The organism is bacterium (genome assembly GCA_016708315.1).
GTDB lineage: Bacteria > Zixibacteria > MSB-5A5 > CAIYYT01 > CAIYYT01 > JADJGC01.
Genome location: JADJGC010000002.1, coordinates 482,549 through 495,958, shown reverse-complemented (window position 1 = coordinate 495,958; position 13,410 = coordinate 482,549). Strand labels below are relative to the sequence as shown.

Below are 13,410 nucleotides of genomic sequence, written 5' to 3'. Positions count from 1 at the left end.
GGAATGAATCTAATTTGGCTAATTCCGATGATGCCATTGATCGGCTTCCTGATCAATGGACTCTTCGGCAGCAAGCTCTCCAAGCCGATCGTAAATGCTGTCGCATGCGGCTCGGTATTGGCAGCATTCCTCCTTTCCGTTAATTCTGTCATTCAGCTTGTCGGACTTCCGGTCGAAAGCCGCAGCTTCGAGCTCATTCTCTATTCTTGGATTCCTTCAGGCAGTTTCAATGCCGATATCGGATTTCTCCTTGACCCGCTTTCGTCAATAATGATTCTCGTCGTCAGCGGCGTTGGATTCTTGATTCACGTCTACTCGATCGGCTACATGTCGCACGACAAGGATTACTCGCGCTTCTTCACATACCTGAATCTCTTCACGGGTTCGATGTTGATCCTCGTCCTCGCCAATAACTTCGTGTTGATGTATGTCGGGTGGGAAGGCGTCGGCCTCTGTTCCTACTTGCTGATTGGATTCTGGTACGAGCGCAAATCGGCGACCGACGCCGGAAAGAAAGCTTTCATTGTTAACCGAATCGGCGACTTCGGATTTGCCCTCGGTATCATGCTGTTGTTCTGGCACCTCGGTTCCGTTAACTTCGCCGAAGTCCTGCGCCTGGCGCCAGAGCAGCTCGCAATGGGCGGAGGGATAGTCACTGCTGCTACTCTGCTGCTCTTTTTAGGTGCAACCGGAAAATCAGCTCAAGTTCCACTGTATGTCTGGCTCCCCGATGCAATGGAAGGTCCCACACCAGTCTCGGCGCTGATTCATGCCGCAACGATGGTGACCGCAGGCGTTTACATGGTTGCGCGTTGCAATGTGCTCTTTGTCATGGCACCAACCACTTTGCTGGTTGTGGCAATCATCGGCCTGTTTACCGCCGTTTTCGCCGCGACAATTGGCTTATTCCAAAACGATATCAAGCGAGTACTCGCGTACTCGACAGTTAGTCAGCTCGGATATATGTTCCTCGCGTGCGGTGTGGCGGCATTCGGTGCCGGTGTGTTCCACCTGATGACCCATGCGTTCTTCAAAGCTCTTTTGTTCCTTGGCGCAGGTTCAGTCATCCACGCAATGAGCGGGGAACAGGATATGCGCAAAATGGGTGGCCTCAAAGACAAGCTCCCCAAAACGTTTTGGACTATGATGGTCGCGACATTGGCAATCGCTGGAATTCCACCATTGGCCGGCTTTGTATCCAAAGATGAAATCTTGTGGATGTCATTCTCATCGCCATATGGTTCGCCCGTTTTCTGGATTGTCGGTGTGATAACTGCCGGATTGACTGCGTTCTATATGTTCAGACTTATATACATGACATTCTATGGCAAACCGCGTTACGACAAGCATACTGCCGAGCATCTGCACGAATCACCGGCCTCGATGACAACGCCGTTGATTATCCTCGGTGTACTATCAGTCATAGGCGGCTTTATCGGTTGGCCCGCTGTTCTTGGCGGTGGCGCCTGGCTAGAACACTTCCTGCATCCCGTATTTGCGAAGGGTCAGGAGATCGGAATCCAGCATGCTGGTGCGCATTCGCACAGCACTGAGTACCTACTGATTGCGCTCAGCGTAGCTCTGGTGATCGTAGCGATCTTGACCGCCCGTCGCCTTTACCTGAATCGTTCAGAAAACTCTGATGCAATGGAGCAAGGTCTCGGCGGAGTGCATAAGCTCATTTACAACAAGTACTATGTCGACGAGCTTTACGATAAGGTCTTCATAAATCCCACGGTCAGCTTCTCGGTGCTGCTGTGGAAGAAATTTGATGTTTTGCTCATTGACGGTTTTGTAAACGGCTCGGCGTGGCTGGTAGGGCAATTCTCTGGTGCACTCCGCAAGCTGCAGACCGGTATGATTCGCAGTTACGCCTTCGTCTTTCTGACCGGTGTGATCTTTGTTTTGGGATACCTTTTGCTGAATAGATGACTATGGACCAAATGATTCTGACATTAGTGACATTCTTCCCACTTGTAGGTGCGATTCTCCTATTGTTCCTGAAAGAGGAGAACAAGCAGGCAATCAAGCTGATCACAATTGCTTCAACTCTGGTCACTCTTGTCTTGTCCCTTCATCTATGGTTCTACTTCGACGGCGCAACAGCCGCCATGCAATTTGCCGTCAAAACACCGTGGATTCCCGGACTTGGTATCAGCTACAATCTTGGTGTCGATGGCATTAGTGTACTGTTGATATTGCTCACGACAATTCTGACCCCGATTGCCGTTCTATCGTCATGGAATTCCGTCGAAAACCGGCTCAAAGGATTCATGATCTCACTCCTCGTACTGGAGACGGGAATGTTGGGCGTGTTTGTTTCGCTGGATCTGTTCCTCTTCTACTTGTTCTGGGAAGTGATGTTAATCCCGATGTACTTCCTGATCGGAATCTGGGGCGGCATCAATCGCATTTACGCAGCAATCAAGTTCGTATTGTTCACGATGTTTGGCTCACTACTCATGCTCGTCGCTATCGTTGCGTTGGTGATCCTAAACTACCAGGCGACCGGCGTGTATTCTTTTGATCTGACGCAATACTATAACTTGGCAATTTCGCCTTCCGCTCAGTCGTGGCTCTTCGCGGCATTCGCGCTCGCGTTCTTGATTAAGGTCCCGATATTCCCGTTTCATACTTGGTTGCCCGATGCTCACGTACAGGCGCCAACGGCCGGCTCAGTTATTCTTGCCGGTGTATTGCTCAAGATGGGTACCTACGGTTTCTTGCGCTATTGCATTCCGATGTTTCCAAATGCCTTCGACTCGTACGTTCCAATAATCGCTGTCCTTTCGTTGATAGGAATCATCTACGGTGCTTTGGTAGCCATGGTACAGAAGGACGTCAAATCACTCGTAGCATTTTCGTCCGTAGCCCACATGGGTTTCGTCATGATCGGAATGGTAGCACTTAACGATCAGGGCGTGCAGGGTTCGGTTCTGCAAATGCTGAACCACGGTATTTCAACCGGAGCGTTATTCCTTGTCGTCGGTATGATTTACGAGCGCCGGCACACGCGCATGATTGAAGACTTTGGCGGCTTGTTCAAAGTCATGCCGATCTACGCCACATTCTTCATGATCATCACGTTATCTTCAATTGGGCTTCCCGGCACGAACGGATTTGTCGGTGAATTCCTCATTCTTCTTGGCACATTCAAGTTTAACATAACCTACGCCGTGATCGCGACCTTTGGCATCGTCCTTGCCGCCGCTTATATGTTGTGGATGTTTCAACGCGTCGTCTGGGGCAAAGTGGAAAACCCTGAGAATCAAAAGCTCGTTGATATAAGTAAGAGGGAATGGCTCGTTCTTACACCACTGGTAGTGCTGATATTCTGGATTGGTTTGTATCCCAAGCCATTCCTCAATATGATGGAGCCTTCCGTAACGAATCTAATCGAACAAGCCCAACTGAGAAAAACGAAACTGGCACTGGAGTTTGAGACTAATCAAACCCCGGCATGGGTGATTAACACAACCATGAAGGCAGGGCAGTAAGAGTGACGACTGCTCGAATTTATACCAAGGTCGGATGTCCATATTGCGCTGCAGCCAAGGAAGATTTCCGTAAACGCGGCGTTGACTTTGAAGAAATTGACGTCCATAACGTGCCCGGTGCTTCGGAGGATGCTCAGAGACTTCAGGGCGGCTCAAAGCGCGTCCCTGTAATGGTAGAAGATGACAAAGTAACCGTTGGATTCGGCGGTTCTTGAGGATATTGATCGGCGACAGTTGTCGCTGCCAATGAGAACGGTAGAGGAATAATGCAATTCGGAAATGTCGATTGGTGGTTGCTGGCTCCTTCGCTGAGCGTATGTGTCGTTGCATTGCTGGCGATGCTGCTTGAGCCATTCATCTCCGAGAAAAAGCAAGAGATCGTTGGTCACTTCAGCTGGATCGGTCTGATAGTCGCTCTCTATTTCGCATCCCAGCAAATTGGCGTTTCGGCAAGCACCTTCGGCGGAATGTTCATCGCCGACGACTTCAGTCAGTTCTTCAATCTGATTTTCATTCTTGGCGCTATTCTCACCATTTTCATGTCCATCGATTACCTGAAAAAGAAAGACAATAATCACGGCGAGTTCTATCCGCTGATTCTGTTCTCGACTTACGGCATGATGGTGATGGCGTCGACTTCTAATCTGCTTGTGATGTTCCTTGGCTTGGAAATCATGTCCGTAGCTCTTTATGTTCTCGCAGGCTTTGCCCGTACTCAATTGCGCTCCACTGAAGCTTCAATCAAGTATTTCCTGCTTGGCGCATTTACCACCGGCTTCACAGTGTTTGGAATTGCCTTTATCTACGGTACAACTGGCTCGTTCGAAGCAATGGATGTCATCAACCACTTCCGTCAAGGCGGCGGTGTCGACACGTTCCTGCTAATCGGCGCAGCGCTTCTGATCGTAGGGCTCGGATTCAAGATCGCTGCAGTGCCGTTCCACATGTGGGCCGCTGACGCATATGAAGGCGCCCCGGCGCCTGTTACCGGATTTATGTCGGCCGGACCCAAAGCTGCCGCGTTCGCAGCGCTTTTGCGGATATTTAGTTTTGGCTTCCAGGATTTACAGCCGGTTCTTGAGCCGCTGTTCTGGACCTTAGCGGTGCTCACTATGACCGTCGGTAACATCATGGCGATTCGCCAAAGTAACATCAAACGCATGCTGGCGTTCTCATCAATTGCCCACGCCGGATACATTATGATCGCACTCGTGGTCGGAACGGCTGAGTCGGCGTCAGCGGCGGCTCTCTATCTTCTTTGCTATGCCGTAACCAATCTAGGTGCATTCATGATTATCAGCCAGGTCGATGCCAGCAGCACCAATGATGAAGTTACCTCGATTGACAACTACTCAGGGCTTGGTCGTTCCAAGCCGCTCTTGGCAATTCTGTTAACGGTATTTTTGATTTCGCTCGCAGGATTTCCGCCGACTGCCGGTTTCATGGGTAAGTTCGTTTTATTCAAGTCGGCGGTTGTCGATGGTCACTACGCCATCGTTATCATAGCGGTGATGAACTCGTTGGTATCCGTGTACTACTATCTCCGAATTGTCGTCAAGATGTTCATGTCAGATCCGGAAGGGAAACCCGTTGTGGTTCCGGCACTGCCAGCCTTCCTTGTCATTGCACTGTTGGTGGCAGTTATCGCCGTATTCGCGATTGGTATTTACCCGCAGCGCTGGTATCCGTTCGACGGGCTGACAATCTTCTCGCTGAACTAAAGCTACATTGGCCTGGCAAACAGCCGCCTTCAAGCGTCCAAGTCACTCGTTCGTTCCGGCAATTATGGAGAAATAGGGGAGAAGGGTGACGAACTAAGCCGTCACCTTTGCTTTGCGGGTGCGTTTCACGAATTCGGCACGCGGACTCTCAGATGATTTTCCGTTACGGGCTGACAGGAGCTTGCCATTCTTGTTCTCGATAGCTGTGGGATACTTGCCTGAGAAACAAGCCACACAGAAGTTCTCTTTCGGCAGTGAGTGCATCGAGAGCATCGCATCAATAGACAAGTAGCCAATCGAATCAACACCCAACCATTTGCCAATCTCGTCAACCGTCATATTTGATGCTACCAACTCTTTTTTGGTCGGCATGTCAATTCCATAGAAGCACGGCGAAATAATTGGCGGCGATGAAATTCTCAAGTGAATCTCCTTGGCGCCGGCATCACGGATCATCTTGATAAGCTTCTTCATTGTCGTTCCGCGGACGATGGAGTCATCCACCACCACAACCCGTTTGTCCTTTAGAACGCCTTTCACGGCATTGAACTTGACCTTTACGTCAAGATCGCGGATTTCTTGCTTTGGGTCGATAAATGTGCGACCAACATAGTGGTTGCGAATCAAGCCAAATTCAAAGGGAATCTTCGATTGCTCGGAGAACCCAAGCGTCGCCGTATTCGACGAATCCGGAACGGAAATCACAATATCGGCATCGGCAGGGTGCTGCAGCGCCAAGTAGCGCCCCAAACGCCTGCGGACCTTATCAACATTCTCTCCAAAAATCTTTGAGTCAGGACGGGCGAAATATATGAACTCGAATATACAAATCGCGTGCTTGTGCTTTCGGAAGGGAAGATAGGACTTGAGCCCGTCTTCGGTTATCTCGACTATCTCGCCGGGCAGAACATCACGAATGTATTTCGCGCCAATAATATCGAATGAACAGGTTTCCGAAGCCACGACCCATTTATCACCAATCTGGCCGAGTGCCAGCGGTCGGAACCCGTGCGGGTCGCGCGCTGCGATAAGAGCGTCCTTGTGCAGAAATACAAGGGAATAAGCACCGTGTACCTTCTTGAGTGCATGGGCTATGGCATCAACAATCTTCGCCTTCTTGCTCTTGGCAATAAGATGAAGGATAACTTCGGTGTCCGAAGTTGTCTGAAATATCGAGCCGCCCTGTTCAAGCTTCTGTTTTAGCGCCTCATCATTGGTTAGATTGCCATTGTGCCCGACTGCTAGCTTCTTGCCCTTGAAAGTGATAACCAGTGGCTGGACATTTCTCATGTTTGAGGCACCGGCCGTTGAATAGCGATTGTGGCCGATGGCGCGATCACCCTTCAATTCAGAAAGCTTGTCGCGCTGACTAAAGACTTGATTAACTTCCCCTTGGCCGCGGACTTCGTTGCAGATTTCACCATCGAAACTGACAATACCGGCAGCTTCCTGGCCCCGATGCTGTAGTGCATAAAGCCCAAAATAAGTCAGGTCGGCGGCGTTGTTCGCTCCGAAAATCCCGAAAATACCACATTCACAACGAAGATCGTCCGACATTACCGCTCCGAAAGACGCTTAAAATACACCTGCCCCTCCTGTTGTCAACAACAAATTAGAAGGCAACTCGTTCCGCAATTCTCCAACACCGAAAATTCACTTGTGCACGTAATGTGAACCAGAATGCACAAACCACCCTCCGAAACGCAGTTGCTTTGCTGTCCGGTGAAACCGTATTGGCTGATCGGCGTATAAATTATTGAGAGAAAATGTGTTACCGCGATGCATTGATAGGAAACTTTATGTAACTTGTTCCCCGGTCATAGCCATTGACGGCACGCTCTTTGCGAGATATCATACCGAGGAATGATGGACGGTACTGAAGACAAGAAATATCAATCGCTGCGCAAGATACTTTTGGCGCCAGCCGACCCTGAAGCGGCAGAGCAATCGCTAAGAGAATCTCTTGTTGACGCAATCGCCGCACTCAAGATAGCAGCGGCGGCAATCTCCGTCGTCGATGATGATGGCAATGCCATTCTGGAAATCCGCGCTGGTGAGCCGGCTCTTGTCGTCGGACTAGCAGAACTCGAATCTAGAATGATCGCATCATTACGAGCCAAATTCGGACTCGAAACGATTTACTCCACACTGAACCACAACGGCCTCAAATCGATATTCTCATATGTTATTCGGTCTGACAATCGAGTCGTAGGCGCTGTGTCCGGAATCTGCGATGGATCACGCAACATTGCGCTGGAGCAGGAGTTCATCGAGGTCATGGCCGCCGCGCTTCGGAACAGTCTGGGGCAAGCGGGTCAGATTCGTTCCGCAAGACTTGATGCTCTCAGAGAAACCACTGCGACTATTAATCACGAAATCAACAATCCACTTACGGTGGTGTTGGGTAATTGCCAATTACTGCTTATGAAAGGGGACCAGCTTCCCGATGACGTGGTCAAACGACTTCGATTAATCGAACAGAGCGGTTTGCGAATTCGCGACGTGGTCAGTCAATTGATGAACTTGGAAGAGGCGCGCGCCACTACCTATGTAGAGGGCACCCAGATGATTGATCTCAAAGAATCCGACAAGCCCAAGGACCCCGACGCTAAGTAGCGTCTCATTCCTACTTGCTGCTTGCGCTCCTACGTATTGCCAAATGAAAGCCAATTAATCCAATCCCGGTCAATAACGGCACAAACGCAATTACAGTCTCACCACCGGGAGAATCGCCGTTCGAATGTGCTTCAAGTAAGAGACTCAGGAATAGTCCCAATCCCACCGCACACAGTACAATTCCCGCTTTCAAACTGCCAAATCGCTCTGTCTCAGCAGGTAATTCGCGACCCTGTTTAATCAATTCAAGCCGCATTTCGTGATTCATTTGAATTCGTTTGTAAACAAACAAGTAGACCAGATATGCAACAAGCGCGAAAAATCCCAGTCCCAGAATGATTCCGGCGAACATGCTAAACATATCAGAAGCGTCAAATCTCCACATAATTCTAACCTCTCTGTCTGTAAGACTCGACTATTTCGACTTCGGTTTCAAAAAGTGCAACTTTTTGACGATTTTGGAGTCTTTATATCTATGCAAGCAACGATAGCTGACAATGACCGCGAACTGGTCGAGAGGGCAAGACACGGCGAGCGCGCCGCGCTTACCAAACTAACGGATCTATATAAGGACCGGGTTTTTGTACTGATCAACCGGATGCTCAACGATCCGGAGCGCGCCGAAGAATTGACTTTCGAGGCATTCATCCGCGCATACAACAATATCAAGAGCTTCCGTGGCGATGCCAAGTTCTCCAGCTGGCTCTACCGAATCGCCCTAAATGTCGCACTGGCTGAGAGGGCGAAGAAGCGACTGGAACAGGTATCGCTAAATGAAATTGAACATCTCGCGATCGATCCAGCTGCTCAGCCCGACCAGGTTTACCAGAGTCTCTTCTGTGGACGAGTCTTGGATGATGCTTTGGAGCAGCTGCCGACGCACTATGCGACGGCTTTGCGAATGTTCTATTTGCGCGGCATTGGATACGTCGAAATCGCTGAACTGATGAAGATACCGATTGGTACCGTGAAGACCTATCTGCATCGCGGTAAACGGGCGCTTCGCGAGATAGTGGAGGGCAAGTTCAAGCCGGAGGAGTTGATCTGATGAAATGCTCCGATGTCAGATGGCGACTAAATGAGTTCCTTAGGGGTGAAACATCACCGGCTCAGGACGACTTGATTCGCCGGCACTTGGACATTTGCCCCGATTGTGCTTTACGCCTCGCCACATCGAGTAGGGTGGACGAACTTGCAGATGTGCCAATGCCGGAATACACTTCTAATATCACGAACCGCGTATTGTCCTACTATCCCGTATCTCCAGCCGGCATGATGATGGTGCGCCATCTTTCATGGGCATTCGTCGCCAGCGCCGGATTCGCAGTCGGGGTTTTCATGTTTGTCCGAAACATGATCAATTCTGCGCCATCGACTGGTCTGGAGAACTTCACACAAGTGGGATCTGATGGACTGGAGACAGTTGCGTCGCAACTTACGTCGAACCCCCTGGTCAATTATATCGCTTTAGCAGCACTGGCTGCAATTCTCTGTGTGGCTTTGATCGGACTTGTAGATCGGCCATCCCCGACGACTTCACAGCCTAACAATCACAATCAATAGTTAAACTGAATTAGGGTGTCACCTCAGTCGACGTCCTATTTGCCGAAATACTTCGCCAGATCCTCTTGGAGTTTAACTCGCAGCGGGATATTGGAGTTTATCAAGCGATTGCCATGGAACATTGAGTCGAACTCTTTAATGTCCAGCACCCTTGGTACAAGATCCGAAACAAGGCTGATCGATTCCCGCGAATACACGTCCTTGTCAGCATACGCCATGAAAACCGGCCGATCGCCATACTCCCGAAGTACCGGCACGATTCTCAATCCCGCGTACTCGAGCCCCGGCGAAATCAATGCGACATACACGACCCTTGGTTCATTCTGGGCATAGATGAGCCCGGCATTTCCGCCGACTGATGCTCCAATCACAGCCAACCGCGTCGTATCAAACTTGCTGCCGTGTACTTCTATCGCCTTGCCAACCAGGAATGCGATGTCGCTCGGGAAGTTCATTGACTCGCCGACGTAGAATGTATTTTTCGGTCGTAGTCGATTTGCTTTCAAGTCAAATGTGGAAAGCCCGTATCCACGCAGGTCCATCGCAAACACCGCATTGCCAGTCGCAAGCAACTCATCGCGGAAGATATTCCAACTCTCTGCTGACTCGTTCGCCTGATGGAGCAAAACAACGAGTGGCGGTTTTGCCGATTTGATCTTGTCTGATGGCGGAATAGAGAGGTATCCCACTAACTCGACACTGGTGTCGGGCGCGTCGTACGCAACTTCGATCGTTTCAAATTTGCCGATTTTGGCGCCAGACGCTCCTGTGTTGGAGACAGCAACAATCAAGGCCAAGAGTACCAAGTGAATTGATATCATTGAACACGCTGTAGATAACCATCTCTTCATCATCATTTATCAAGTACTCCTAAATTACAGTGTTTTCTTCGACCAAAGAAGCAGCGGTGAATCGGTGAGGCGATAGAGCTGACAAGTCAATCGATGTCGGCTCGCCGCAGATCAACTCCGCCATCACAATTCCCACAGCCGGCGCATGCATGAAACCATGCCCTGAGAAACCGTTTGCATGGTAGAATTTCGGATAAACACCACTTGACCCAAGAATGGCATGGTGGTCAGGAGTTGTATCATAAAGGCCGCCCCACTGCGCCTTGATTTCTGCGACTTCCAATTGCGGAATTCTGTTCAAACCCTTCTCCAAAATGGCCTCTGTCTAGTCTGGATGTGCTGATTCATCGCATCCTTCCGGCGTGTCCTTGTCCGCCCAACCCAGAAGCAAACCTCCCGACTCCTTGTGCGTGTACAATCCCGAACTCATAGCAACTACCATTGGAAACGACTCCGAAATAAAATCGAGCGGCGCAGTCGTAACAATCTGTCTCTTATATGCGCGAACCGGCAAATCGATCCCAACCCATCCGGCAACTTGGCGCGAGTGTGGTCCGGCCGCGTTCACCACACAATTAGTTTCGAACTCGCCTTTGTTTGTCACCACACTTGTGATTACATCACCTGAGTGCCGAATCCCTGTAGCTTCATGCTCAGTCAGGAACTTGACTCCAAGCTTGCGGGCCGCGCTGACATAACCCTGCGTGAACTGATGCGGATCGCCTATACCGTCTTTGCGTGAGAATGTGCCGCCGAGAACGTCGTCGACGAATAGCGGCGGAACCAGCTCTTTGATCTGCTCGCGCGAAAGCCATTCAACCGGGTGACCTACATGTTGCCACATCGTGAACTGCTTGCGAAATGCGGCGATATGATCCTCTGTTGTCATCAGGAAGAGGTATCCAACCTGATCAAACTGAACTTCGGCGCCAGTTTCTTCCTGAAAGACCTCAAATTTCCGCTCCGACAACATCGAGAGACGGACATTGATTTCGGTGCCGAATTGAGCACGAATTCCCCCGGCGCATTTTGCCGTAGCGCCATTGCCGAGATACTGATCTTTTTCAACAACTGCGATTTTGCCGAATTTCTTTTTAGCGAGATAATAGGCGATCGAGCAGCCAATGATTCCACCGCCGATTATGACAACATCATACTTCTCAGACATGTAAAGTCTCCTTGGTGACATAGCCTGTCAGGTAGCAATTAAGCGGGCAAAGGGGGCAAGTCAAGGAGGATTTGGTGTGTATTTGAGTCGTCTGAATTGGTCGAAACAACGGATCCAATGTTGCCTTAGCGGCTCCAGAAAAGGATGTTTTTGTTGACTCAATTAGATGCGCCATCGATCTTCCTAACTCAAGATGGAAACAGTACTTATCGAAGGCGTTCTCGCGATGATGGCCTTGGGCTTCATCATCGGCGGTCTCTTGCTGATTGCGACAGTGATTAGTCTGCGTAATCGCGTAGCCAAGCTCGAACGACTCATTCAGCAACAGCCCGGTTTGGCTATGGAAACAACGCAACCGAAACCGATCTCATCCATTCCTTTAAGTCAACCACCTCCGCAGGCACAACCCCAGCCGTTGCCGCAACAACCAAGCGTACCGCTCGGTTCCGGTACGACCTCGGCCGACCGATTTGTCCGATGGATTCGAGAAGATTGGCTCCTGAAGCTGGGAGCTCTTCTGCTATTGGTCGGACTAAGCTGGCTTGCGTCTTATGCGTTCCTCAATAATTGGATTGGACCGATGGGTCGAATCGCCCTTGGACTTGTCGCGGGTACCGGATTCATCGCGCTCGGATGGTGGCGAATCAAGAAGTTCATTCATCAGGGCGGCATCTTCCTCGTACTTGGATCAACAACTGTATTGGTGACGATATATGCTGCCAGGGAAGTATACGACTTCTTCACACCCGCAAGCGCTTTGGCGGTAATGTTCTTGAGTACAGCATTTGTCGCGCTCGCAAGCGTGAAGTATAACAGCCGGTCGTTGGCGCTTTCAAGCATCATTCTCGCAGGAATCGCGCCGGTATTAACCAATTCGCCAACAACAGACAACATCGCGTTGTTCTCTTATCTCCTTGTCGTGATCTTGGGAGCCATCTGGATCGTGCTGTTAACCGGTCGTCGAGAGCTGACAATTGCAGCTTTGAGCGTTGTCACAATCTACAGCCTGCCGTTCTTCTTTGAACGCTACCGTAGCGATAGCGATGTTCTGCTCCTCTTTGCTTTTGCATTCTCAGCACTGTTCTTCCTGACCAATTTGGCTGGAATCATCAAATCCAAAACGGGTAAGAGCCACGCCGATTTGGTGACCGCAGCCGGCAACGGCATGTTCCTCTTGGCGTGGATTTCAGCGGCTGCTCCACCCGAATGGAAGAGCCTCATTATAGTCGCCTGGATGGTTGTGTTCGTAACCGGAGCATTCTTGATCTCTCGTGCCGCAAGACAGGTCGCTCCATTCTACGTTTATGCCAGTGTCGGAATAATCATGCTCGCCGCCGCGACCGCTGCTGAGTTGAGCGGTCCCGCACTGACGGTAGCATACACAATCGAGTGCGGCGTCATTGTGATCATGACGTTCGTGTTGCGACGAGACGTGAATCTTGCTCAACGTGCTTGTTTGCTTCTAATTGTGCCAATAAGCCGATCACTCCCCAGCATCGAATACTACTCATGGAGCGATTCAGTGTTTAACCAGCATTTCTTCGTACTCGCTCTACTGGCAATAACAATTGGTGGGCTTGGGTTCTTTTTCCGATATGTCGCACGCACGGACAATAAAGTCTCTGCAAAGCTCACCAATGCGCTCTTTGTTGTTGCCTCGTTATTCGCCTACACGCTTCTTTGGCTTTCACTCCGAGTGGCAATGACGAACTCTGCAATGGCCGTTGGGACTGCGATGCTTATTTATACCTTGATAGGGCTGATAGTCTACATTCGCGGCAGGGCAACATCAAGAAGGGGACTCGTTGCCTACGGCGGCGTTATGCTCGGATTCGTGGTGCTGAGACTCCTGACCGTTGATGTCTGGAAAATGGAGCTGACCGGTCGCATCATAACATTCTTGCTCGTCGGAGCATTGCTGATGAGTACAGCGTTTCTGATTCGCAAGAAACAAGCGGTCAAGGATGAAACCTCAACAAAATAGGCAATTATGA

13 protein-coding genes are annotated in these 13,410 nt (G+C 50.3%); 8 read left to right on the top strand and 5 right to left on the bottom strand.

Annotated features, from left to right (window positions below):
• The first annotated feature begins 3 nt into the window (after positions 1 to 3).
• From nuoL to IPH59_02545, 4 genes are read left to right on the top strand one after another with little or no spacing between them, the layout of a single operon-like run.
• A complete protein-coding gene (gene nuoL, locus IPH59_02560) occupies positions 4 to 1,932 on the top strand; it encodes an NADH-quinone oxidoreductase subunit L (GenBank protein MBK7090595.1) in 1,929 nt (642 codons plus the stop codon).
• 2 nt (positions 1,933 to 1,934) lie between these two features.
• Positions 1,935 to 3,497, top strand: coding sequence for an NADH-quinone oxidoreductase subunit M (locus tag IPH59_02555; protein ID MBK7090594.1), 1,563 nt, complete (start codon positions 1,935 to 1,937; stop codon positions 3,495 to 3,497).
• A 2-nt stretch (positions 3,498 to 3,499) separates the two neighbouring features.
• Positions 3,500 to 3,712, top strand: coding sequence for a glutaredoxin family protein (locus IPH59_02550; protein MBK7090593.1), 213 nt, complete (start codon positions 3,500 to 3,502; stop codon positions 3,710 to 3,712).
• A 51-nt stretch (positions 3,713 to 3,763) separates the two neighbouring features.
• Entirely contained in the window at positions 3,764 to 5,218 is a 1,455-nt protein-coding gene (locus IPH59_02545; protein MBK7090592.1) for an NADH-quinone oxidoreductase subunit N, read from the top strand.
• A gap of 93 nt (positions 5,219 to 5,311) precedes the next feature.
• Here the strand turns inward: IPH59_02545 and IPH59_02540 are convergent, their stop codons facing one another.
• Positions 5,312 to 6,775 (bottom strand): amidophosphoribosyltransferase, encoded by a 1,464-nt coding sequence (locus IPH59_02540; protein ID MBK7090591.1) that lies wholly within the window; start codon positions 6,773 to 6,775, stop codon positions 5,312 to 5,314.
• Positions 6,776 to 7,081: 306 nt separating this feature from the next.
• Here IPH59_02540 and IPH59_02535 point away from each other — a divergent pair, with 306 nt between their 5' ends.
• Positions 7,082 to 7,834: a hypothetical protein gene (locus IPH59_02535; GenBank protein ID MBK7090590.1), complete on the top strand. Its 753-nt coding sequence runs from the start codon at positions 7,082 to 7,084 to the stop codon at positions 7,832 to 7,834.
• A 10-nt stretch (positions 7,835 to 7,844) separates the two neighbouring features.
• Here the strand turns inward: IPH59_02535 and IPH59_02530 are convergent, their stop codons facing one another.
• Positions 7,845 to 8,195, bottom strand: coding sequence for a hypothetical protein (locus IPH59_02530; protein MBK7090589.1), 351 nt, complete (start codon positions 8,193 to 8,195; stop codon positions 7,845 to 7,847).
• A gap of 114 nt (positions 8,196 to 8,309) precedes the next feature.
• Here IPH59_02530 and IPH59_02525 point away from each other — a divergent pair, with 114 nt between their 5' ends.
• A complete protein-coding gene (locus IPH59_02525) occupies positions 8,310 to 8,882 on the top strand; it encodes a sigma-70 family RNA polymerase sigma factor (protein MBK7090588.1) in 573 nt (190 codons plus the stop codon).
• Positions 8,882 to 9,397 carry a zf-HC2 domain-containing protein gene (locus tag IPH59_02520; protein MBK7090587.1) on the top strand — a complete coding sequence of 172 codons (516 nt, stop codon included), beginning with the start codon at positions 8,882 to 8,884 and terminating at the stop codon, positions 9,395 to 9,397. The genes IPH59_02525 and IPH59_02520 overlap by 1 nt, the downstream gene beginning before the upstream one ends.
• Positions 9,398 to 9,432: 35 nt before the next feature.
• On the opposite strand, the gene IPH59_02515 is transcribed toward IPH59_02520, so the two are convergent.
• From IPH59_02515 to IPH59_02505, 3 genes are read right to left on the bottom strand one after another with little or no spacing between them, the layout of a single operon-like run.
• Positions 9,433 to 10,254, bottom strand: a complete 822-nt coding sequence (locus IPH59_02515) for an alpha/beta fold hydrolase (GenBank protein ID MBK7090586.1) — start codon at positions 10,252 to 10,254, stop codon at positions 9,433 to 9,435.
• Between the two features lie 13 nt (positions 10,255 to 10,267).
• The gene (locus IPH59_02510; GenBank protein ID MBK7090585.1) at positions 10,268 to 10,549 is read right to left on the bottom strand and encodes an FAD-binding oxidoreductase; all 282 of its coding nucleotides are present in this window, start codon (positions 10,547 to 10,549) and stop codon (positions 10,268 to 10,270) included.
• A 24-nt stretch (positions 10,550 to 10,573) separates the two neighbouring features.
• A complete protein-coding gene (locus IPH59_02505; GenBank protein MBK7090584.1) occupies positions 10,574 to 11,416 on the bottom strand; it encodes an FAD-binding oxidoreductase in 843 nt (280 codons plus the stop codon).
• 193 nt (positions 11,417 to 11,609) lie between these two features.
• On the opposite strand from IPH59_02505, the gene IPH59_02500 reads away from it, so the two are divergent.
• Positions 11,610 to 13,400: a DUF2339 domain-containing protein gene (locus IPH59_02500; GenBank protein ID MBK7090583.1), complete on the top strand. Its 1,791-nt coding sequence runs from the start codon at positions 11,610 to 11,612 to the stop codon at positions 13,398 to 13,400.
• Positions 13,401 to 13,410: the final 10 nt, after the last annotated feature.

What these genes read in the sequence shown, in the direction of transcription:
- IPH59_02505 (MBK7090584.1), bottom strand. Translation starts at nt 11,416, where the DNA reads ATGTCTGAGAAGTATGATGTTGTCATAATCGGCGGTGGAATCATTGGC.
- IPH59_02525 (MBK7090588.1), top strand. Translation starts at nt 8,310, where the DNA reads ATGCAAGCAACGATAGCTGACAATGACCGCGAACTGGTCGAGAGGGCA.
- IPH59_02545 (MBK7090592.1), top strand. Translation starts at nt 3,764, where the DNA reads ATGCAATTCGGAAATGTCGATTGGTGGTTGCTGGCTCCTTCGCTGAGC.
- IPH59_02530 (MBK7090589.1), bottom strand. Translation starts at nt 8,195, where the DNA reads ATGTTTAGCATGTTCGCCGGAATCATTCTGGGACTGGGATTTTTCGCG.
- IPH59_02540 (MBK7090591.1), bottom strand. Translation starts at nt 6,775, where the DNA reads ATGTCGGACGATCTTCGTTGTGAATGTGGTATTTTCGGGATTTTCGGA.
- IPH59_02500 (MBK7090583.1), top strand. Translation starts at nt 11,610, where the DNA reads ATGGAAACAGTACTTATCGAAGGCGTTCTCGCGATGATGGCCTTGGGC.
- IPH59_02515 (MBK7090586.1), bottom strand. Translation starts at nt 10,254, where the DNA reads ATGATGATGAAGAGATGGTTATCTACAGCGTGTTCAATGATATCAATT.
- IPH59_02520 (MBK7090587.1), top strand. Translation starts at nt 8,882, where the DNA reads ATGAAATGCTCCGATGTCAGATGGCGACTAAATGAGTTCCTTAGGGGT.
- IPH59_02555 (MBK7090594.1), top strand. Translation starts at nt 1,935, where the DNA reads ATGGACCAAATGATTCTGACATTAGTGACATTCTTCCCACTTGTAGGT.
- IPH59_02535 (MBK7090590.1), top strand. Translation starts at nt 7,082, where the DNA reads ATGATGGACGGTACTGAAGACAAGAAATATCAATCGCTGCGCAAGATA.
- nuoL (MBK7090595.1), top strand. Translation starts at nt 4, where the DNA reads ATGAATCTAATTTGGCTAATTCCGATGATGCCATTGATCGGCTTCCTG.